The 22,610-nt window shown below is 69.5% G+C and carries 12 protein-coding genes; 5 read left to right on the top strand and 7 right to left on the bottom strand.

Features of this window, described 5'->3' with window-relative positions:
- Window positions 1–21 precede the first annotated feature (21 nt).
- Together ABE434_RS10440 and ABE434_RS10435 are read right to left on the bottom strand one after the other, a co-directional pair.
- On the bottom strand, window positions 22–1,023 hold the full coding sequence (locus tag ABE434_RS10440; RefSeq protein ID WP_346478777.1) for an alpha/beta hydrolase: 1,002 nt from the start codon (window positions 1,021–1,023) through the stop codon (window positions 22–24).
- Between the two features lie 114 nt (window positions 1,024–1,137).
- The gene (locus ABE434_RS10435) at window positions 1,138–2,520 is read right to left on the bottom strand and encodes an L-serine ammonia-lyase (RefSeq protein ID WP_346478776.1); all 1,383 of its coding nucleotides are present in this window, start codon (window positions 2,518–2,520) and stop codon (window positions 1,138–1,140) included.
- A gap of 97 nt (window positions 2,521–2,617) precedes the next feature.
- Between ABE434_RS10435 and ABE434_RS10430 the strand changes: the two genes are divergently transcribed.
- Complete coding sequence (locus tag ABE434_RS10430) at window positions 2,618–2,836, top strand: glutaredoxin family protein (protein ID WP_346478845.1); 219 nt, start codon at window positions 2,618–2,620, stop codon at window positions 2,834–2,836.
- A 227-nt stretch (window positions 2,837–3,063) separates the two neighbouring features.
- On the opposite strand, the gene ABE434_RS10425 is transcribed toward ABE434_RS10430, so the two are convergent.
- From ABE434_RS10425 to ABE434_RS10415, 3 genes are read right to left on the bottom strand one after another with little or no spacing between them, the layout of a single operon-like run.
- The gene (locus ABE434_RS10425) at window positions 3,064–3,630 is read right to left on the bottom strand and encodes a YceI family protein (protein WP_176990591.1); all 567 of its coding nucleotides are present in this window, start codon (window positions 3,628–3,630) and stop codon (window positions 3,064–3,066) included.
- A gap of 2 nt (window positions 3,631–3,632) precedes the next feature.
- Window positions 3,633–4,205: a cytochrome b gene (locus ABE434_RS10420; protein ID WP_176990590.1), complete on the bottom strand. Its 573-nt coding sequence runs from the start codon at window positions 4,203–4,205 to the stop codon at window positions 3,633–3,635.
- Complete coding sequence (locus ABE434_RS10415) at window positions 4,202–4,915, bottom strand: YceI family protein (RefSeq protein ID WP_346478775.1); 714 nt, start codon at window positions 4,913–4,915, stop codon at window positions 4,202–4,204. The genes ABE434_RS10420 and ABE434_RS10415 overlap by 4 nt, the downstream gene beginning before the upstream one ends.
- A gap of 150 nt (window positions 4,916–5,065) precedes the next feature.
- Between ABE434_RS10415 and ABE434_RS10410 the strand changes: the two genes are divergently transcribed.
- The 4 genes from ABE434_RS10410 (at window position 5,066) to ABE434_RS10395 (ending at window position 19,383) form a co-directional block, all read left to right on the top strand.
- Window positions 5,066–8,614 (top strand): ATP-binding protein, encoded by a 3,549-nt coding sequence (locus ABE434_RS10410; RefSeq protein WP_346478774.1) that lies wholly within the window; start codon window positions 5,066–5,068, stop codon window positions 8,612–8,614.
- Window positions 8,615–8,833: 219 nt separating this feature from the next.
- Window positions 8,834–12,307, top strand: a complete 3,474-nt coding sequence (locus tag ABE434_RS10405) for an ATP-binding protein (RefSeq protein WP_346478773.1) — start codon at window positions 8,834–8,836, stop codon at window positions 12,305–12,307.
- Window positions 12,304–15,798: a two-component regulator propeller domain-containing protein gene (locus tag ABE434_RS10400; protein WP_346478772.1), complete on the top strand. Its 3,495-nt coding sequence runs from the start codon at window positions 12,304–12,306 to the stop codon at window positions 15,796–15,798. The genes ABE434_RS10405 and ABE434_RS10400 overlap by 4 nt, the downstream gene beginning before the upstream one ends.
- Window positions 15,799–15,855: 57 nt before the next feature.
- A complete protein-coding gene (locus ABE434_RS10395; RefSeq protein WP_346478771.1) occupies window positions 15,856–19,383 on the top strand; it encodes an ATP-binding protein in 3,528 nt (1,175 codons plus the stop codon).
- Between the two features lie 102 nt (window positions 19,384–19,485).
- Here ABE434_RS10395 and mdtD read toward each other — a convergent pair whose 3' ends face one another.
- Together mdtD and hemE are read right to left on the bottom strand one after the other, a co-directional pair.
- Window positions 19,486–20,889, bottom strand: coding sequence for a multidrug transporter subunit MdtD (mdtD, locus tag ABE434_RS10390; RefSeq protein WP_179460333.1), 1,404 nt, complete (start codon window positions 20,887–20,889; stop codon window positions 19,486–19,488).
- A gap of 629 nt (window positions 20,890–21,518) precedes the next feature.
- Window positions 21,519–22,592, bottom strand: coding sequence for a uroporphyrinogen decarboxylase (gene hemE / locus ABE434_RS10385; RefSeq protein WP_346478770.1), 1,074 nt, complete (start codon window positions 22,590–22,592; stop codon window positions 21,519–21,521).
- Window positions 22,593–22,610: the final 18 nt, after the last annotated feature.

The following is a 22,610-nucleotide window of genomic DNA, read 5'->3' as shown; positions in this document are numbered from 1 at the left end:
TGGCACTACCGGGGTGTCGGCTCAGTCGTGTTGTGAGAGCGCCTTGAGCAATGCCGCATTGAACCGGGCCGGATCCTGCACCTGCGGCGAGTGGCCGAGGTCTTCGAAGGTCACCAGGGTGGCGCCCGGAATCGCCGCGGCGGCCGCCTTGCCCAGCGCCGGGTAATTGCCCAGCGTCGCTTTCAGCGCCGGTGGCGCCAGATCACGGCCGATCGCGGTGCGGTCGGTCTGGCCGATGAACAACGTGGTCGGCACGGCCAGCGTCGGCAACTCATAAACGACCGGCTGGTTGAACACCATGTCCGAGGTCAGCGCCTGGCTCCACGCCACCGCCTGTTTGCCGGGGCCGTCGTACATGCGCGACTGCATGCGCACCCACTGCTCGTACTCGGGCTTCCACTGTCCGTTGTAATAGACGTCGAGCTGGTACTTCCTGATGCTGTCGAAGCTGGTCTTCAGCTCGCCCGCGTACCAGGTATCGATGCTGCGCCACGGCACGCCCTTGGCCTTCCAGTCTTCCAGGCCGATCGGGTTGACCAGCGACAGGCTGAGCAATCGCTGGGGATACATCAGCGCGAAGCGCGCCGCCAACATGCCGCCCATTGAATGGCCGACGATGTGCAGCTTGCCTTCGCCATAGCCCAGGTGCTCCAGCAGCGCTTCCGTATTGGCCGCCAGCTGGCCGAACGAGTACTGGTAGCGCTCGGGCTTGCTCGATTTGCAGAAGCCGACCTGGTCCGGCGCGATCACCCGGTAGCTGGCCGCGCTCAGTGCCGCGATGGTGTCCTTCCAGGTGGCCGCGCAGAAGTTCTTGCCATGCAGCAGCACGACCGTCCCGGCGAAGCCTTTGCCACCGGCAGGAACGTCGATGTAGGCCATCTCCAGCGGCTGGCGCTGGGACTCGAAGCGGAAGATCTTGACCGGGTATGGGTAATCGAAGCCTTCCAGCCGCGGGCCGTACGTCTCGGCGGCGAGAGTGGTCAGCGGCAGGCAGGCGAGCAGGGCGGCGGCCAGGATGCGCATGGCAGTCTCCGGAACAGGGAAGACCTGACTGTACCGGAGCGGCCGTGCAGGCGGGCCGATGATGCGAACGACAGCGGCCGACCCGAGGTCGGCTCTACCGTCGGGGGCGGTCGATCAGCACTCGATGACGTTGACCGCCAGCCCGCCGCGGCTGGTTTCCTTGTACTTGTCCTGCATGTCGCGGCCGGTGTCGCGCATGGTCTTGATGACCTTATCCAGCGACACCTTGTGCTTGCCATCGCCGCGCATCGCCATGCGCGAGGCGTTGATCGCCTTGACCGCGCCCATCGCATTGCGCTCGATGCAGGGGATCTGGACCAGGCCACCGATCGGGTCGCAGGTCAGGCCGAGGTTGTGTTCCATGCCGATCTCGGCGGCGTTCTCGATCTGGCTCGGGTTGCCGCCCAGCGCGGCGACCAGGCCGCCGGCCGCCATCGAGCAGGCCACGCCCACTTCGCCCTGGCAGCCGACTTCGGCACCGGAGATCGAGGCGTTTTCCTTGTACAGAATGCCGATCGCCGCCGAGGTCAGCAGGAAATCGAACACGCGCTGTTCGTTGGCGCCGGGGCAGAAGCGGTCGAAATAGTGCAGCACCGCCGGCAGTACGCCGGCTGCGCCGTTGGTCGGCGCGGTGACCACGCGGCCGCCGGCGGCGTTTTCTTCGTTCACCGCCAGCGCGTACAGGTTGACCCAGTCCAGCGTGGTCAACGGATCGCGCATCGCCGCTTCCGGCTTGGAGGACAGTTCGCGGTACAACGCCGGTGCGCGGCGCGAGACATGCAGGCCGCCGGGCAGGGTGCCTTCCTGGCGGATCCCGCGCTCCACGCAGGCCTGCATGGCGCTCCAGATTTCGCGCAGGCTGTCGCGGATATCATCCTCGGTGCGCCAGCACTTCTCGTTCTCGAACATCATCTGGGCGATGCTCAGACCGCTGCGTGCAGTCTGCGCGAGCAGTTCGTCGCCGCTCTTGAAGGGGTAGGGCAGCGGGGTTTCATCGGGCACGATGCGGTCATCGGCCGCATCGTCCTGGTTGACCACGAAGCCGCCGCCGACGGAGTAGTAGTCGCGCGTGGCGATCACCTGCTCATCGGCGCCATAGGCGGTGAAGCGCATGCCGTTGGTGTGGTACGGCAGCTTCTGGCGCTTGTTCAGGCCCAGGTCGCGCTTTTCGTCGAAGGCGATCTCGTGCTGCCCCATCAGGCGGATGCGCTTGCTGCTGCGGATGCGCTCGAGCGTCTCCGGGATGATGTCGGGGTCGATCAGGTTCGGGCGCTGGCCCTCCAGCCCGAGCAGCACGGCCTTGTCGGTGCCATGGCCGCGGCCGGTCAGCGCCAGCGAGCCGTAGACATCCGCGCGGATGCGCACCACGTCCTGCAGGTGGCCCGGATCGAGCAGCCAGCGGTGCACGAAACGTTCGGCAGCCTTCATCGGTCCCACGGTGTGCGAAGAACTCGGGCCAATGCCGATCTTGAAAACGTCGAACGTGCTGACAGCCATGATTGCCAAACTGCGGGTATCGGATGGAGCGCTATTCTATGCGCTTCGCGCCGCCGGCTCTGGCTGCGGCGCAACATTTCCCAAGGCGGGTGGGCCGGTGTTTACCTTGTACCAGCGTGATGACTGCCATTTGTGCGACCAGGCCCTGGCGGTACTGGCCCAGGCCCGGGTGGGCGATCTGGACAGTGTGTTCATCGATGACGATGCCGCGCTGGAGGCCCGCTACGGGTTGCGGGTGCCGGTAGTGCGCGATGCGCAGGGGCGGGAACTGGACTGGCCGTTCGATGTGGCGGGACTGCGGGCCTGGATCGGCTGACACCGGGCGTGCCAACGGGCGCTTGACTCGGTCGTCGGTGCCCATGCCGCTGGGCGGTGCCTGATGCGGTTCGCGGTGCCTGATGTCGCTCGGCGGTGCCGGATGCGACTCGCGCTGCCTGATGCGGTAGTGGCGGGCGGGGGGGGGGGGGGGCCCGCGCGGGCGACACACCCCCGGGCGCCGCCCCGCCCCCCCCGCCCCCGAGGCACCCGCCACTACCGATGGCGTTACTTCGCTTTCAGTACCACTTTGGTGCTGATCGCGGTCTCGTTAGGGATCGTCTTGGTGTCGGCCCAGTCTCCGCCGCCCACGCCGAAGTCGAGGCGCTTGACCGTGGCCTTGCCGGCCAGCACGGGCTGCGCGCCCGGGGTCCAGGTGAAGGTCAGGGTGACCGGCTTGCTCACGCCGCGCAGTTCCAGCGTGCCGTCAGCGGCATACTGGTTGTTGCCGAGCGAGCGGAACTTGGTGGCGCTGTACTTGGCCTGGGCGAACTTGCCCACGTTGAAGAAGTCCGCGCCCTGCAGGGTCGAATCGCGGTCGCTGTTGCCGCTCTTGGCGCCCGCCAGCGGGATGGTCACTTCCAGCTTGGCATCGTCCAGCTTGGCCGGATCGAAGCTGATCTTGGTATCGAAGCCCGGGAAGGTGCCGGTGAACACTTCACCATCGTACTTGGTGGCGAAGGCCAGCACCGAGCCAGGCGCCTGCACGTAATCGGCGGCCAGGACCGGGGCGGTGGCCAGCAGGCCGGCCAGGGCGGCGGCGACCGCGGCGGGGGAGGTGAGCTTGATGTTCATGGTCAATCCTTCTGGGGGGAGGCAAGCCAGCGCTGCGGGAGCATGCGCGCAAGCGTGGCATCGCGTTGGTAAAAATGGTGATAAAGCGCGGCACCGGCATGGGCCACGACCACGGCGATCAGCAGCCAGAAGCCCCACTCATGGATGGCGTGCGAAATCTGGGTGACGCGTTCGTCCGGTGGGCTCAGCTTCGGCACATCGACCAGGCCGAACCAGCGGAACGGGCGCAGGCCGCTGGCCGAGTCGTACAGCCAGCCCGACAGCGGAATGCCGAACATCAGCACGTACAGCAGCCAATGCGTGGCCGAGGCGATGCGCTCCTGCCAGGTCGGCGTGCCCGGCACCGGATGGGGTGCGCCGGCGTACAGGCGCCACAGCAGGCGGGTCACGACCAGCGCCAGCACGGTGATGCCGATTGATTTGTGCATGGTGTAGACCCAGAAGTACTTCGGGGTCTTGGGCAGTTCGCCCATGGTCAGCCCGACGATGCCCAGGGCGAGGATCAGCACGGCGATCAGCCAGTGCAGGGTCTGGCTGACGCCGCCCCAGCGGGTTGGAGTGTTCTTGGCGGTCATGGCGTGGTCTCCTGGACCGGCTGTGGGGTATCTGAGTTGATGGGCGCGGCGGGAGTTCCCGGCGCATCGGTGGGCGCGGCGTCGGCCGGATCGTCGGCGTTGCGATCACGCACGGCTTCGGCCTCGATCCGCAGCTGCACCTCGTCGCCGATCATCGAGGCCCAGCCATCCACGCCGAAAGCACTGCGGCTGAGCGTAGCGGTGGCCGAGAAGCCGGCGGTACGGCGGAACGGTGGCAGCGGGTGGCGTTTGAGCGCATTGAGGGTCACCGCCAGGGTGACTTCGCGGGTGACGCCACGCACGGTGAGCTGGCCGATGACGTTGGCGTGGGTCGGATCGATCGGTTCGACCCGGGTCGAGACGAACCGCGCTTCGGGGAAGCGCTCGCCATCGAGCAGGTTGCGCGCGAGCGTGGCCGTGTTCCATTTGGCGTCGCCGAGGTCCAGGCGCTGGATCGGCACGGTGACGTCCAGACGCGCCGTGCGCCAGTCGTCCGGATCGAACACCAGCAGGCCTTCGCTGCCGGACACGGTGCCGAGTGCATGCGAGAAGCCGGCATGTTCGACCGCGAACAGCACGCGGGTGTGCACCGGATCGAGTCGATAGCGGTCTGGGGCGGCGATGGCCAGCAGCGGGGTGGCCGCCAGCAGCAGGGCAAGGGTCAGGCGCGTGAGCAAGGCGCTGGCTCCGTCAGGGTCTGGGGCGATCATACGCACAGCCGTGTGCCGGGATGCAGCGCATGGCTGCAACAGATCGTGGTGCGGCCGACAACAGCCGTTCCATCCACGACAGCCCGCCCAGAATGCGGACACCGTCCTGATCGCTGTGTGACAATCCGCACCAACAGGGAGACCGGATCGATGAGCACGCGCCGCTGGGGTGCAGGCATCGTGCTGTTGGGGCTGTGGTTGTGCGCAGTGCCGTCAGTGTTGGAAGCCGCAGGGACATCGGCAGAAACGCCACGCTTGCGCCGCCTCGGCGCGGCCGAGGGCATGCCCTCGCGCATGGTGCTGGCCTTGGCCCAGGACCGGCAGGGGTATATCTGGGCCGGGACCGATGATGGCCTGGCCCGCGTGGATGGCGTGGGCCTGCGGGTCTGGCGGAATGATCCGGCCGACCCGGGTTCGCTGCCCGGCAACGAGGTGGAAACGCTGCTGATCGATCCACTGGATCGCGTCTGGGTGGGCAGCAACGGGGTCGGCCTGAGCATGCTCGGTCCCGACCGCACCGCGTTCACCCGCTTTCCTGCGTTGGGCGAGGCCTGCGAAGGCCAGTTCTGGTCGCTGGCATATGCCTCGCAATCGTTGTGGATCGGCACCAATCAGCACGGGATCTGCCGGCGCGGCGAGGACGGCACCCTGGTCAGGTACCAGGCCGTCCCGGATGATCCGCGCAGCCTGCCCGACAACACCATCTACAGTCTGTTGGCCGATCCGCAGGGACGGGTCTGGGTGGGCACCTCCAACGGCGTGGCCCGCTGGGATGGCGATGGCTTCACCCGCATCGCGCCGGCGCTGCTCGGCGGCAAGAGCGTGTTCCGCCTCACCCGGGAGCCCGACGGCACGGTCTGGGCGGGAACCGAAGGCGGCCTGTTCCGGATCGGTGCCGATGACCAGGTCCGGCCCGCGCCCTGGACGCTCAGCGCCGACGTGCGCGCGGCCACCGTCATCCACGATCGCAACGGCGGCTACTGGCTGGGGACGGCCGATGGCCTGTACCGCGGGGATGCGCGCACCGCACGCTTGCTTGCGGGCGATGCCGGCAGTGGCTTCCTGACCGCCCGCAGCGGCGTGCTGGACATGCTGCAGGACCACGAAGGCGGCCTGTGGGTGGCGATGCTGACCCAGGGGCTGGCGTATCTGCCACCGGACTGGAAGCGCTTCTCCAGCTGGTACCAGCTCGACGGCAAACCGCTGGACAGCGTCTATCTGCTCGGCGCGGCAGCGCTCGGCGACACCTATTACATCTCCGGTGCGCACGGCCTGTACACGTTGGATGCGCAGGGCCAGCTGCGGCAGATCGCCGACGACACGCAGATCGGGGTGGGCGCGACGTGGTCGCTGCTGCCCCGCGAGGACGGCGCGGTATGGCTCGGTCGCGCCGGTCGGTTGAGCCTGTACCAGCCCGCGACACGCACGCTGCGCGACTGGAAGATCGGGGGCGGCGCCGATGTGCGCCAGCGCATCGACCTGATCCGCCAGGCGCCCAACGGCGAGCTGTGGCTGTCGGTGATGAACTTCGGCATCCAGCGCCGCGATGCACAGGGCAACGTGCTCGATACCATCCGCAACGACCAGAACCGCGGATTGACCGAGAATCCGGTCGAGCAGATGGTGTTCGACCCGCGCGGGCAGCTCTGGGTGATGGGCGACGCGATGGGCCTGATGCGATGGCGCAACGACCGCTTTGAACAGGTGCCGGGCATTTCCCGCGGCAGCATCTACGATGCGGCGTGGACCGGCCAGGATGAACTGTGGCTGGCACGCCAGGGCGCGCTGGAGCGTTATCGCTGGGATGGCCTGAGCATGAGCCTGCGCGAACGCGTCGGGGCGGCCGAGGGACTGCCCGCGGTTTCGATGGGCGGCTTGGCGCTGGGCAGCAATGGGCAGGTATGGGCGACCACGCCACGCGGCCTGATCCGCTGGAACAGTGCCGAGCGGCGGCTGCGCCTGTATGGCGAGCGCGATGGCTTGCCGGACGTGGAGTTCAGCAATCGCCCGCCGGTGCAGGCGCGCGACGGGCGCGTTCTGGCGGTGACCGCGACCGGGCTGGTCGGCTTCGATCCGGATGCGGCGGACAGGGTGCTGCCGCCCTCGCAGCTGGTGATCGACAGCGTGCAGGTGCGCCGCGACGATGCCGAAGGCCAGCAGATGCTGCCGACCCAGGCGCCCATCGTGCTGGGACCGCAGGACCGCGACCTGATCGTGTCCGCCCGCCTGCTGTCCTTCGCCAATCCGCAGGGCAACCGCTACCGCTACCGGGTATCCGGCTACGACCAGAACTGGGTGATGCAGGCCGCCGATGGGGAGCGGATGCTGTCGCGCCTGCCGGCGGGGCATTACCGCATCGAGGTGCAGGCGGCCACGTCGCAGGGCGCGTGGACGCCGCCGAGCACGCTGGAGCTAGAGGTGCGCCCGCCGTGGTGGCGCAGTGGCTGGGCGATCGTGGGCTACGTGCTGCTCGGCCTGGTCGGCATCGCGGCGCTGGCCTACGTGGCGCGTGCGCGCCTGCGCCGTCGCCAGCAATGGCAGTTGACGGTGCACAAGCAGCAGTTGGCCGAGCAGGCCTCGCAGGCGAAGAGCCGGTTCCTGGCCACGCTGGGGCACGAAGTGCGCACGCCGATGACCGGGGTGCTGGGCATGAGCGAACTGCTGCTGTCCACGTCGCTGGACGAGGTGCAGCGCGGCTATGCCGGCTCGATCCAGCACGCCGGCAAACACCTGCTGCGGCTGGTCAACGATGCGCTGGATCTGGCCCGGATCGAGGCGGGGCGGCTGGAGCTGGATCTGCGGCCGTTCGATCTGATGTCCCTGCTCGACCAGGTCGAGGCGCTGATGGAACCGATGGCCCATCACCGTGGGCTGGCCTTCGAACGCAGCTTCAATCTGCCCGGTCCGGTGCAGGTCAGTGGCGACGAGATGCGCGTACGCCAGATCCTGATGAACCTGCTCGGCAACGCGATCAAGTTCACCGACCACGGCCATGTCGGGCTCGGTGTCGAGCTGGCCGACGACGGCCGCACGATCATCTTCGAGGTCTCCGACACCGGGCCGGGGATCAACCAGGACCAGCAGGAGAGGCTGTTCCATCGCTTTGAACAGGCCGACGGTCCGCGGACCGCCTCGCGTTATGGCGGCAGCGGCCTGGGCCTGGCGATCTGCCAGGAACTGGCGGTGGCGATGGGCGGCCGCATCCAGATCGACAGCCGGCTGGGCGATGGCGCCCGCTTCACGGTATCGCTGCCGCTGCCCTGGACCGTGCAGCCGCTCGGCACGCCGCGTGATCCGGGTCAGGAAACGCGCACGCAGCTGCCGCCGCTGCGGATCCTGCTGGTCGAGGACGATGCCACCGTGGCCGATGTCATCGCCGGACTGCTGCGCTCGCGCGGGCACGAAGTGGTGCATGTGCTGCACGGCCTGGCGGCATTGTCGGAGGTGGCGGCCGGCAGCTTCGATGTGGGTCTGCTCGATCTGGACCTGCCGGCGCTGGATGGCCTCGCGATTGCCGGGCAGCTGCGCGCCATGGGCTATGAGCTGCCCTTGATCGCGGTGACCGCACGCTCGGATGCCTACGCCGAGCAGCAGGTGCTGGCGGCCGGATTCAATGGCTTCCTGCGCAAGCCGGTGACCGGCGACATGCTGGTCGACGCGATCGCACAGGCGCGCGCGGGAAAGTCAGCGCGGTATTGAAACGCCGCGCGCTGTTGCGATTGCCGATTCGTCTCGAATCTTCATTGTTGATCTGAAAGTTCATTGATCAGGTTGTGACGTGGTCCCGGTCTGGGCAGCCACGTTCGCGCGACATCGACGTACCGTGCTGTTCAAGCAACGGAGGCGGTCGGGGTGCGCGTGGCAGGAGGCCGATCCGAACCGGTGGGCAGTCGCTGGGTGGGGGTAATGCTGGGGGTCATGCTCTGGCTGCCGACGCTCGCCGCCGCCAGCGCCCTGGTCACGTTGCCGTGGCCGCGGCCGATGGGCCCTGCAGACGCGCTGCCGACCTCGGCCATCCGTGCGATCGGCGAAGACCGCGTCGGCTACCTGTGGTTCGCCAGCGATGACGGCCTGCTGCGCTTCGATGGCCATCGCTTCCGCGCGTGGCGCCGTGAGCAGGGCTTGCCGGACGTGGACCTGCGCGCGCTGCATGTCGATGCACAGGATCGACTCTGGCTGGCGACGGCCTCGGAGGGCCTGGTCATGGTCTCCGCCGATCGGCGCGTGATCCAGCCTGTGCCGGGCGACGGGAGCGTGCTGTTGCCGCGCACCGGGATCGTGCAGATCACCAGCACGCCGGAGGGGATGCTGTGGGTCGGTACCCGCGACGCTGGGTTGTTCGCGCGGCACGCCGATGGTCGTTGGCAGGTCGTGCCGCTGCAGCTGCAGGGCGTCCCGGTCGCCCGGGTGAATGCCCTGGTCACCGATCGCGATGGCCGGCTCTGGGTCGGCACGCCCGAGGGCGTCCTGCGGCGCGAGGGCAATCGCTTCGTGGCCGTGGCGTTGCCGCCCGGTGTACGCGGCGACATTCAATCGCTGTGGCCCGATCCCGACGGCGGCGTGTGGGCGAAAACACGGCGGGCCGTGCACCGCTGGACCGCCGACGGTGCAGTGCTGCCCTCGCCGGCGCAACCCGACATGCCGCTGCTGCGCAGTGCGGCGGGAGAACTGTGGACCAGCGGACCTGAGGGCCTGCTGCGTCATGCGCGCGGCCACGCGGCGCAGCCCGTGCCATTGCGCGGGCATGACGGCACCACGCTCAAGACCGCTGCGGTCGTTCATGCCCTGGAAGACCGGGTCGGCGGCCTGTGGTGGATCGGTCGCCGCCAGGGTCTGTGGCATCTGCCCGCGCGCTGGCACCAGTTCACGCTGCTGCCGGGCGCACGCGACGGCGGACCGGGACTGGACGGCGACCATGTCCTTGCGCTGGCACCCGCCGGCGACGCGCAGGTGTGGGTGGCCAGCGAGAGCGGCAGCGTGCAGCGCGTGGACCTGCGTACCGGGCGCGCCGACCGTGGCTTCGACTACCGCCCCGCGCGGCTGCGCACGGGTGCCGTCGGCATTGCTGAAGATCGCCGCGGCCAGGTATGGGTCACCAGCGGCAACACCTTGTCCCGATACGCGCCCGGCACCGGCCGGTTGCGGCACTGGCTGCTGGGGTGGGAGGGCGGTACGGGCGCGGTGGACCTGCAGGCCTGCGGCGACGGTTCGCTCTGGCTGGCCCGTTCCGACCGCATCCAGCGACGCGATGCCGAGGGCGCGCTGCAGTTGTCCGCCGTGCCACAGACCCTTGGCCTGGTGCCGCCGGCGCACGGCCCGCAATTGCTGTGTACCGACGATGGCGAGGTGTGGGCGGTGGATCGCAGCGGCGTGAAGCGCTGGCTGCCCGCACAGGAACGTTTCGCCTCCGTTGAAGGCGCACCCCGTGACGCGGTGGGTGCGATCGCACGCGGCGGGGACGGCCATGTTTGGGTCAGCAGTCCGGGCATGCTGCGCCGCTATCGGTGGGATGGGCAGCAGCTGAGCATGACGCACGGTTTTGGCCAGGCGCAGGGCTACCCGCAGCTGCTCGCGCGCGCGCTGGTGATCGACGCGCGCGGCGTGGCGTGGGCCGGCGACACCCGTGGGCTGGTCCGCGTCGATCCGCATGCGGGCGGTGTACGCCGCTTCGGCAGCGACGATGGCCTGCCGGCGCATGATGTGTTGCCACGTCGGCTGGTGCGGACCGCCGGCGACCATGTGGTCGCAGCGGTGCATGAGGGTGGTCTTCTGCTGTTCGACCCGGTGGCCGTGCTGCGTCCCGCGCGAACGCCGGGCCTGGTGATACACGCCATTACCGCCCGTCGCGGCAACGCGCAGATCAGCGTGCCGGTCGGCACCGGGCCCGTGCCGCTGTCGGGGGCGGACCGGCATATCCGCGTCGCCGCGCGCCTGCTCAGCGGCGGCGATCAGGCCCATGTGCGCTACCGGTTCCGGCTGCAGGGGCATGATCCGGAGTGGCAGGAAAGCGGTGCCGCCGGGCTGCGCGTGTTCGAACGTCTCCCGGCAGGTCTGCAGACGCTGGAGGTACAGGCCCGCCAGGGCGACGGAAGCTGGTCGCCGTCTCGCCGGGTCACCTTGCAGGTCGCGCCGGCGTGGTGGCAGACGCCGCCGGCGCGGTGGGCCGCCGCGGCCAGCGTGATCGGCGTGGCGTGGCTGGGAGGCTGCGGCTGTCAGGCGCGTCGCCGACGGCAGCGACGCTGGCGCTGGCTGCGCGCCCGGCAACAACATGCCGACCGCGCGTCCGTGCAGCGCACCCGCTTTCTCGCCGCGCTCGGCGAGCGCATCCGCGTGCCGATGACCGCCGTGCTGGGCTGGAGCGAACTGCTGCTGCGCGTGCCGCTGGCTGCGGAGGAGCGCAACCGGATCAACAGCCTCCATTACGCCGGCGAACACCTGTTGCGGCTGATGGATGATGCGCTGGACATGGCCAGCATCGAGTCCGGGCAGCTGCAGCTGCAGCCGGCACCGTTCGTGCTGCAGGATATGATCGAAGAACTGCATGCGCTGTTGTTGCCGGTGGCGCAGGGCAAGGCGCTGGTGCTGGAGTGGTCCAGCACGTTGCCGGCGTCGGCCTGCTTCATCGGCGATGCACGACGCCTGCGCCAGATCCTGCTCAACCTGGTGGGCAATGCGCTGAAGTTCACCGCGCAGGGCGCGGTCCGGCTGGAAGCGCGGTGGGCGGACGGGCGTGATGGCGTGCTGCTGCGGGTGCTCGATACGGGGCCCGGCATGACGTCCGCGCAATGCCAGCGCCTGTTCCAGCGCTTCGAACAGGCCGACGGTGCACGGACGGCCGCAGGCCATGGCGGCAGTGGCCTGGGGTTGTCCATCTCCCGCGATCTGGCGCTGGCCATGGGCGGCGACATCACCGTCAGCAGCCGTCCCGGCGAGGGCGCCTGCTTCGACGTCTGCCTGCCGTTGCCCTGCGTCGACGCCGGTGAGGCAGGCACGCCGTTGTACGCGCGTGCCGAACCGATCGGTGGCGGACAGCTGCAGGTGCTGGTCGTGCATCCGTTGCCGGTGGTCGGTCAGGTGCTGCCGGCAGTGCTGGCATCGCTGGGGCATTCGGCGCGGTATGTGCCGGGGCTCGATGACGTGCCGACCGCAGCAGGCGAGGGCATGGGCTGGGATGTGATCATGGTCGACCCCGACCTGCGCGTGGGCGGTGAACGGGCGGGTGCGCGATTGTCGCGCTGCTGGCCGGGGGTGCCACGGATCGCCTTGACCCCGCGCGCGGATGCCGGGGCCCAGCGTGAGGCCATGGCAGCAGGTTTCGATGTGTTCCTGCGGCTGCCGGTAAGCCGGGCGGCGCTGGCCGATGGCCTGGCGCGCTGCAGGCGCGTCGCATGAAGCACGGGCTGCGGCGGCGATGGGTCGGTGTGCTGCTCGGCGGGCTGCTGCCGGCGGTGTCGGCACTGGCGCTGCCGAGCCACGGCGCGCGCGTCACCACCGTGGACGGCCTGCCGTCCAATGTGGTGCATCAGATCGTCGAGGACCGGCAGGGTTACCTCTGGTTCGCGACCGGTGATGGCCTGGCCCGCTACGACGGGGGCGGTTTCCGGGTGTGGCGCATGGAGCATGGTCTGGCCGACAACGAAGTGCGCAGCATGGCGCTCGATGCCCGCGACCAGCTCTGGATCGGGACCGCGAATGGCTACCTGCAGCGACTGTCGGTCGATCGCCAGCGGTTCGAGCGGTGGGCGAGACCGCCTGCGTCGGCGGCCGCGCCCAGCCCGGTACTGGCGATCCAGCCGATGGACGCGGGCGACGTCTGGTTTGGCACCCGCGACGCGGGGCTGTTCCGGCTGGGACGCGACCGCCGGCTGCGCCAGTACCTGCCGGGCGCTGGCGGCGGCCTGCCGTCGGCACGGGTAGACCACCTCGCGGCCGATCCGCAGGGCGGGGTATGGATCGGCAGTGCGGCGGGTCTGGCGCGGTGGCATGACGATCGGTTCCAGACGCCGGCGATGCTGGGCGCCTCCCTGCTGCCGGTGACGGCGCTGGGGCGGGATGCGCAGGGCGCGATGCGCTCGAGTACCGCCGATGGCACCGAGGTGCGGTACCTGCCGGCGTTGCAGCCGGCACCACGGCCGCGCGAACCGGCACGGTGGCTCGGCTCCAGCCGTGCCGGCGGAGACTGGTTTGCCGACGGCGCGCAGCTGTGGTGGCAGGATCGGCATGGGCTGGACCGCCACGCGATCACGCTGCCCCACCTGCACGGTCGCAGCATGCCGCGCATTGTGCGGGTGGTCGAAGACCGGCAGGGACGGGTCTGGTTGCTGGGCAGTCATCAGGGGGTGTGGAGGCTCGGCGCGCAGTGGCGACACCTCGAGCGTTTCAGGGCACCGGGCGATCCACCGGCCGCTGCGTCGGGCGGGCTGGCCGCCGCGACCGATGGGCAGGCGTGGTGGGCGCGGGGCGGGTGGCTGGGCAAGGTCTCGCCGGTACACGGGTTTTCGCGGGCCCGGTGGTCCTACACGCAGGATCCTCTGCGTCCCGATCGCCACGCGGTGGTCGAAGACGCACAGGGCAGGGTGTGGGTGTTCGCGGCCCCGTGGTTGACCCGGATCGATCCGCCGCGGGGGCTGCGGCGGCGCTGGCGGGTAGGTGCGGACGATGCCGGGTCGTCGGTGTCGACACAGACCGCCCTGCTGGCCTGCGATGGCCGGATATGGCTGGCCGGAAACGGGCGGCTGCAACAGTGGGCGGACGACGGCCGGGTCCTGGTCGAGCGCACATATGACGCGGCGCGACTGCGCCCGGGCGGCACGGCCTTCGTCCTGCAATGCGACCCTGCCGGGCAGCTGTGGCTGGGTGACAGCGAGGGGCTGAAGCAGTGGCAACCGGCACACGCTCGTTTCGATCCCGTGCCGGCCAGCCCGCGCCGCGCGGTCGGGGCGTTGCATCTGGCCGCCGACGGCCAGCTGTGGGCGGCCGATCCGGACGGCTGGACCGTCTACCGGCGCGCACCGGTTGGCCTGCACCGGTCCACGCGGGTCGACACGGCGCAGGGGCTGCCGGCGGCGGTACCGCGTGGATTGGCCGATGCGGACGACGGGGCGCTGTGGGCCACCACCGCGCGTGGTGTGGTGCGGTTGGCACCTGACCGCCGCAGCGCCAGGTTGTACACGGTCGATGATGGCCTGCCGCCGATGGTGTTCGACCTCGGCCTGCTCGCGGTCGGCGCTCATCTGCTGGCGATGGATCTGGCCGGCGACGTGCTGGCACTGGATCCGGCCGGCATGATCGCGACCACCGTCCCCCCGCTGCTGGTCATCGATCGTGTGCAGGTGCGTCGACAGCGGCGATGGATCGAACTGCCTGTGGGCGATCCGCTACGGCTCAACGCCGACGATCGCGACATCCAGCTGTCGGCGAGGCTGCTGTCTGGTGGGCAGCGCGGCATGACCGACTACCGGTTCCGGTTGCGTGGGCAGGATCCGGCGTGGGTCCGCGCCGGACAACGCGGGACGCGTGGCTTTCCACGCCTGCCGGCCGGTGCCCATGTGCTCGAGTTCCAGGCGCGTGGCGTGGACGGCGAGTGGACGCCGCTGCAGCAGGTGCGCCTGCAGGTGGACTACAGCGGCTGGGCCCATCCCGGTGCATGGGCGTTGTCCTGCCTGGTCGCCATGGGCGGCGCGGTGCTGCTGGCAGGGGCCGTACGGCGTCACCAGCGGCGGGCGAACGCGCGGCGCGCGGCGGCACGCCGGCAGGCGCGCGCCGAACGGGCAGCGCAGGCCAAGCAGCAGTATCTCGCCACGCTCGGCCACGAAGTGCGGACGCCGCTGACCGGCGTGCTGGGCATGAGCGAATTGCTGTTGGCCGGGCCGCTGTCTGCGGACGCGCGGGAGCAGATACTGCACATCGAGCAGGGAGGGCGCGCCTTGCTGCAGGTGGTCGATGAAGCGCTGGAGGACGCCCGGCTGCAGGCCGGAAAAGTACGTGTCCAGCCCCGCCGTTTCGCCATCGGGCCCTGGAGAACGGACATGGAGGCGGCGCTGGCGGCCTGCCTGGACCTGCACGGTTGCCGGCTGTCGCTCGGTCCGCCGCTCCCAGCCGGTGCCTGTCGCATCGGCGATCCGGACCGGCTGCGACAGGCCGTCCACCTGCTCGTGCGGGGGCTCGCCCTGCAGGTCGGGGCGACCCGCGTGACCCTGCGCATGGCCTGGCTGCCGGGCGGCGCCGGCCTGCTGCTGGATGTCATCGCGGTGCCCGGTGCGCTTCCATCGCCTGCGCTGGCCGCAGTGCGCGAGATGCTGGCCGACGTGGACGTGCTGGCCGCTGCGATGCAGGGAAAGCTGCGGGTGCTGCAGCTGCCCGATCATCGGTGGCAGGCCGTGTTGAGCCTGCCGCTGGGCGGTTGCGGCACGCAGCTGCCCGATCCCCAGGTGACGGTGACTGACCACGATGGCCTGCAGGTCCTGCTGGTGGAAGACGATCCTCTCGTGGCCGAGGTCGTCACCGGTCTGCTGCGCATGCGGGGTCACGCGGTGGTTGCCGCCGGGCATGCGCTGGCGGCGTTGACTGCCCTGGCCCGGCCCGGCACGCAGCTGATGCTGCTCGATCTGGATCTGCCGGGCATGGACGGACTGTCGCTGCTGCGGCTGCTGCGCCAGCGCGACCAGCGCCTGCCTGTAATGATACTCACGGCCCGCCGCGAGCCGGAGCTGGAGGCCTCGGTCACCGCTGCCGGGGCCGACGGTCTGCTGCACAAGCCGCTGCAGGGCGATGCACTGCATGCGGCGATGCAGCGGGTCATGGCAAGGAACGTGGATCGTGCGGGCCTGGGGAACGGTTTACTATGCGGGGCGTTGCCCGATGACCGGGGTGGTCGGGGGTGACAGGCCCGTTCCGGGCGACGGCAGTGAATCCACGGACAGACCCGGGAGAGCCATCAGGTGTTGCGTGTGCTGTGGCCGTTGTTGATCGGCCTGTGTGTGCTCTGGCCGGCGGTCGCGTCGGCCCAGCCGGTACCGCCGACGCCGCGGCAGCTGACCGTGTTCGATGGTCTGCCGTCCAACACCGTCAACCGCATGGCCGAGGATCGCTACGGCTACCTGTGGATCGCCACCAACGATGGCCTGGCCCGTTACGACGGCCGCAACTACCGGATCTGGCGCGCCGAGGATGGACTGCGCGACAACCATGTCTGGAGCGTGCACGTGGATGCGCGCAACCAGTTGTGGATCGGCACGGAGAATGCCGGCCTGGCGATGATGTCGGCCGATCGGCGCGACATCCGCTTCTACGACCGCAACAGCCATCCCGGGATCGGCAGCAACACGATCTGGAGCGTGGCCTCCACGCCGGATGGCGCGATCTGGTTTGGTACCTACCAGGGCGGGCTGCATCGGCTCGAGCGCGACGGGACGCTGACCCGCTTCATGCCCGAGCCCGGCAATCCGCGCAGCCTGCCGGCCGCCTCGGTCGGCTATCTGACCACCACGCTCGATGGCACGTTGTGGATCGGATCGCAGGCGGGCCTGGCGCGCTGGACCGGGCACGATTTCGAACCGGTGCCGAGCGCGCAGTTGTCGGCGCGCGTCATCACCGGGCTCACCGCCGAGCCGGACGGCAGCCTGTGGATCAACAGCAATGCCGGGGTCACCGTGCGCCGCCCGGACGGTCGCTTCGCGCCGGCGCCGTGGACGGTTGCCGAAGGCGATCAGATCCTGGGAATGATGCTGCGCGACGAGCAGGGCGGGTACTGGCTCGACACGCGCTCCGGGTTGGGTCGCGCCATCAACGGTCAGTTCCAGCAGGTGCCGCTGTACAGCGCGATCGCCCGTGGGCAGGTGCGGCCGAACTGGACCGGCGCCTACGAAGATCGCGAGGGGGGCATCTGGTTGGCCAGCACCAACGGCGGCCTGTGGCACCTGCTGCCGCGCTGGTGGCAGTTCTCGGTGCTCTCGCGGCTGGAAGACGATCCAGCGTCGCTGCGCAACGCATACGTGCTGGGCATGGGCGCGGCGGCGGACGGAGGCGTGTGGACGGTGGGCACGCATGGCGCGCTGGACAAGCTCGACCCGGCGAGCGGGAAGATCGAGCAGCACCGGACCTGGGTGGATGGCACGCAGTGGCTGCAGTCGGTGCTCGAGGATCCGCACGGGCAGGTCTGGATCGGTTCCTGGGATGCGCTGCTGCGCTACGACCCCCGTCAGAAGCAGATCCGGCGCTGGGGGCGCGATGCGGCCGTCGATGCGGCCATGGAGGGCCCGGTCGAATCCCTGGCGCTGTGCGATGGCCAGCGCCTGTGGACAGCGTCGGCCAACGGACTGCAGCAACGTGATCTCGACGGGCGCGTGCTGCACCGGGTCGCCCTGGGCCATGCCGGGCTGAAGATCGGCCAGAGCGTGCTGGACATCCAGTGTGGACCGCAGGATCGGTTGTGGGTCGCCACCGGACAGGGTCTGCTGGAGTGGGTGGCGGCGGAATCGCGTTTCGCGCCCCTGCCCGGCGGTCCCGCGGCAGGCGTGTATGCCATGGCGCTGGCCGGCGATGACAGTGTGTGGCTGTCCGAAGAAGGCAAACTGTCGCACTACGGCTGGCAGGGCGATCGGCTGACCCTGCAGGAAGTGATCGGCAGTGGTGCGGGCTATCCGGCGATCACCGCGACCGGCCTGGTGGTCGACCGGCAGGGCGTGGCGTGGGCGGCCAACGCACGGGGGCTGGTGCGGGTGGATCCGCAGGCCGCCAGCGTGCGCCAGTATGGCGTGCACGATGGCCTGCCCAGCCAGGAATTCCGTCGCCGCACGTTGACCCTGACCGCGAGCGGGCGCATCGTCGGCGGCACGCCGGCCGGGGTGGTGATATTCGATCCCGCGCAGGTCAAGCCGGCCACGCGCCGTGCGCCGCTGGTGATCGAGCGGGTCGAGGTGCGCCGCGGCGAGCGCGTGCTGGACCTGACCCATGCGGTGCCGCTGGACATCGCCGATGGCGACCGCGACCTGAGGATCGTGGCGCGGCTGCTGTCGTTCGCCGATTCCACATCCAACAACTACCGCTACCGCCTGGCCGGCTACGATCCCGATTGGGTTGAAGTGGGGCCCGGGGGCGAGCGTCTGTTCTCCCGCCTGCCGCCGGGCCGGTATCGCCTGGAGGTGCAGGCACGCTCGGCCGACCAGATCTGGTCGCGTGTGCAGGTGCTGGAGTTCCGGGTGCTGCCGCCGTGGTGGCGGAGCCTGTCGGGGCTGTTGCTGCTGACCTCCGTCGTGCTGCTGCTGCTCAGTCTGTTCGCCTGGCTTTACCGGCGCCGGCTGCAGCGCCGGCATGCCTACCAGCTGGCGCTGCAGAAGCAGGAGCTGGCCGAGCAGGCCTCGATGGCCAAGACGCGTTTCCTGGCGAACCTGGGCCACGAAGTTCGGACGCCGATGACCGGGGTGCTGGGCATGAGCGAACTGCTGCTGTCCTCGCCGTTGAACGCGCAGCAGCGCGGTTATACCGAATCGATCCGGCATGCCGGTGAGCACCTGCTGCACCTGGTCAACGATGCGCTGGACCTGGCGCGGATCGAATCGGGCCGGCTGGAACTGCAGGCGCAGCCGTTCCAGCTGCAGCGGCCGATCGACGATGTCTGCGCGCTGATGGCCGCACTGGCGGGGCAGAAGGGGCTGCGGTTCGTGGTCGACAACACGGTGGCGCCTGGTACCCGCACCATCGGCGATGAACTACGCGTGCGCCAGATCCTGCTCAATCTGCTCGGCAATGCCGTCAAGTTCACCAGCCACGGCGAAGTGCGTCTGACGCTGCGCGCGATCACGCCCGGCCGCGGGCTGCATATCGAAGTGTCCGACACCGGGCCGGGCATCAGTGCCGATCAGCAGGAGCGGCTGTTCCGTCGCTTCGAGCAGGCCGATGGCGCGCGCACCGCGGCGCAGTACGGCGGCAGTGGGCTGGGACTGGCGATCTGTCGCGAACTGGCGCTGGCGATGCAGGGACAGATCGGCGTGCAGAGCCAGCTCGGCGTGGGGACCCGCTTCACAGTGACGCTGCCGTTGCCGCTGGAGCCGGGCACGACTGGCGCGCCCGGCGCCGCCGAGGGCGCGCAATGGGTGTTGCCGCCGCTGCGGATTCTGCTGGTGGAGGACGATCTGACGGTGGCGGAAGTGGTCAGCGGATTGTTGTCCGCGCGCGGGCATGAGGTGGTGCATGCCGAGCACGCATTGTCGGCGTTGCGCGAGGTCAGCGAGGCGCCGTTCGATGTGGCGCTGATGGACCTGGACCTGCCGGGCCTCGGCGGCATCGCGTTGGCCGGGCATCTGCGCAGCCAGGGCTTCGAGATGCCTCTGATCGCGGTGACCGCGCGGACGGATCCGTCGATAGAGCAGCAGGCCCGTGATGCCGGCTTCGATGCGTTCCTGCGCAAGCCGGTGACCGGCGACCTGCTGGTGGAGGCGATCGCGCGGGTCCTGCACGCCCCCCGGTAACAGCGGACCGCTGGTCCGCCGAGGGTGACCAATCGCTGATCGCCAACCGCCAACCGCCAACCGCCAACAGCAAACTGCAGACCGCTGAACGTCTGCCCGCGGCTACTCGGCGACTTCTTCGACGTCGCGCGGCGAGGGCCGCGTATCCGGCAGCTGCCAGAAGATCAGCGTGGAGGTCAGGGTGATGGCGCCGACACACACGAAGGTCGCGTGCAGCGCGGCGGTCGCGCCGTGCGAGGCATCGAGGTGATTGAAGGCGGCCAGCAGGCTGCCGGCGGCGGCCGCACCGAACCCGGTGGCGAGCATCATCACCATCGAGAGCAGGCTGTTGCCGGCGCTGGCGAAGTCGCGGTCGAGATCGCGCAGGGTGACGGTGTTCATGACGGTGAACTGCAACGAGTTGACGGCCCCGAACAACGCCAGCTGGACGATGCGGATCCACAGGGGCTGGCCCGGTGTCATGAAGATGAAGCTCGCCATCGCCAAGCCGACCAGCACGGTGTTGACCATCAGCACGCGGCGATAGCCGAAGCGTTCGACCAGTTTGACTGCGTAGCGTTTGGAGACCATGCCGGCGGCCGCGACGGGGATCATCAACAGGCCGGCATTCATCGGGCTCATGCCCATGCCGACCTGCAGCAGCAGCGGGATGAGCAGGGGCATGGCGCTGCTGCCGATGCGCGAGAACAGGTTGCCGAGGATGCCGATGCGGTAGCTGGGGACGTGGAAGAGGGCGAGCGAGAACAGCGGCGCCGTCGAGTTGGCGGCGTGCAGCCAATAGCCGACCAGGGCGGCGAGGCCGGCGACGGTCATCAGCATGACCAGGGCATGCGGGGTGGCCATGCCGGAGATGCCGTCCAGCGCGAGCGAGAGCACGACCATGCCGAAGGCGAGCATCAGATAACCGGCGATGTCGAAGCGGGTGCGGTGTTCGGCGTAGTGGTCGGGCATGATTTTCATGGCCGCGACGTAGCCGATGATGCCGATCGGGAGGTTGATCAGGAACACCCAGTGCCAGGAGGCGACTTCGACCAGCCAGCCGCCGAGCGTGGGCCCGATGAGCGGGCCGATCAGGGCGGGGATGGCGATGAAGCTCATGGCGCGGAGGAATTCTTCGCGGGAGACAGAGCGCATGACGGCGAGGCGGCCGACCGGCAGCAGCATGGCGCCGCCGATGCCCTGCAGGACGCGGGCGCCGACCAGCTGGTGCAGGGTCTGGGCGAGGGCGCAGGCGAGCGAGCCGAGGGTGAACAGGATGATGGCGACGAGGAAGGTGCGTCGTGTGCCGAAGCGGTCGGCGATCCAGCCGGAGGCGGGGATGAAGGTGGCGACGGCAAGGGCGTAGCTGAAGACGACGGACTGCATCTGCAGGGGGCTTTCGCCGAGGCTGCGGGCCATGGCCGGGAGGGCGGTGTTGACGATGGTGGAGTCCAGCATCTGCATGAAGATGGCCAGCGATACGAGCCACAACAGGGGCCGGATCGAGGCGTAGCTGCTGGTGGTCATGGTGCGGGCCTTCGTCAACGAGGGCGATATGATCGCCGATGTGGGATCAGGGTGTGGTCAAGAGCTGGAGCTGGAGCCGAAGCCGAAGCCGAAGCCGAAGCCGAAGCCGAAGCGTTGGGTCGGTCGGCGTCGAGGAGAGGGTGCGGCACGGGTGGGTTGGCGGGACACGCCGTGAATCCCGCTCCGCGGCCCGGCCCAGCCGCTGGCGGCTGGGCGTTCAGTCGCATGCGAGGCAGTGCCTCGCAAGCAATGCGCCTTCACCCATGGAGGCTCATGTCGCGCCATCCATGGCGCTCATGGTCCCGCCAACCCACCCGTGCCACACCCATGACAGTGAGCTGGCTGCCAGGGAAAGTGCGGTAGATGCAGGAAATCAGACGCTCGTCTTGATGCCGGGATGAACGTGATGCTGGCAATGAACGTGCTGGCAAGGGAATGCCATGGGTAGATCCACGCCATGCGTGGATGGCCGCGCGCAGCGCGGCAATGATCGGGGCCGATCAGCTGCGGACGGCGTGCTCCGTCCGTCTCGAGGGTGCAGGCGAGCGCAGGCGTTTCTGGATGCAGATCGCCCGCGTCGGTCATGCCCGGGTAGTGCCGGCCGCTGGCCGGCTACCTGCCGACGCCGATCAGCGTCGGCTCAAGCGATGCACTGCTTCCACCAGGACCTGCACGTGCTCGGGATTCATGTCCGGGGACATGCCGTGGCCGAGGTTGAAGACGTGGCCTTCGCGGGAGCCGCCGTTGCCTTGGGCGTAGCTGTCGAGTACTTGCCCGGCGGCGCGTTCGATGGCGGCCGGGTTGCCGTAGAGGGTGGTGGGGTCGAGGTTGCCCTGCAGGGCGACGCGGCCGCCGGTGCGCGCGACGGCGTCGGCGAGGTCAAGGGTCCAGTCGACGCCGAGGGCGTCGGCGCCCGTGTCCGCCAGGGCGCCGAGGTGCAGGCCGGTGCCTTTGCCGAACAGGATCAGCGGGGTGCGCTCGGCACCTTCGCCGCGCTCGAGTTCCTGCGCGATGCGGGTCAGGTAGCGCAGGGAGAATTCGCGGTACATGGTGGGGCTGAGTACGCCACCCCAGGTGTCGAAGACCTGCAGGACCTGGGCGCCGGCCGCGCGTTGGGCGGCGAGGTAGGCGATCACGGCGTCGGTGACGACCGAGAGCAGCTGGTGCAGGGCGGCCGGTTCGTTCAGGGCCATGGCCTTGATGCGGGCGAAGTCCTTGCTGCCGCCGCCTTCAACCATGTAGCAGGCCAGCGTCCACGGGCTGCCGGAGAAGCCGATCAGGGGCACGCTGCCGTCGAGTTCGCGGCGGATCACGCGGACGGCGTCCATCACGTAGCGCAGCTCGGTTTCCATGTCCGGCACGGCCAGTCTGGCGATGGCGGCGGCGTCGCGCACCGGATGGCGGAACTTCGGGCCTTCGCCTTCGACGAAGTACAGCTCCAGGCCCATCGCGTCGGGGATGGTGAGGATGTCCGAGAACAGGATCGCGGCGTCGAGGTCGAAGCGGCGCAGCGGCTGCAGGGTGACTTCGCAGGCGATGTCCGGGTTCTTTGCCATGGCCAGGAAGCTGCCGGCCTTGGCGCGGGTGGCGCGGTATTCGGGCAGGTAACGACCGGCCTGGCGCATCAGCCAGACGGGGGTGCAGTCCACCGGTTCGCGGCGCAGGGCGCGCAGCAGGCGATCATGGCGGGAGGGGCTGGTCACGGAACGCTTCCTTGGGAT

This window comes from Stenotrophomonas sp. TWI1183 (assembly GCF_039673115.1).
In the GTDB taxonomy this organism is placed as follows: Bacteria; Pseudomonadota; Gammaproteobacteria; order Xanthomonadales; family Xanthomonadaceae; genus Stenotrophomonas; species Stenotrophomonas maltophilia_AA.
This window is presented reverse-complemented; position numbering and strand designations above follow the sequence as displayed.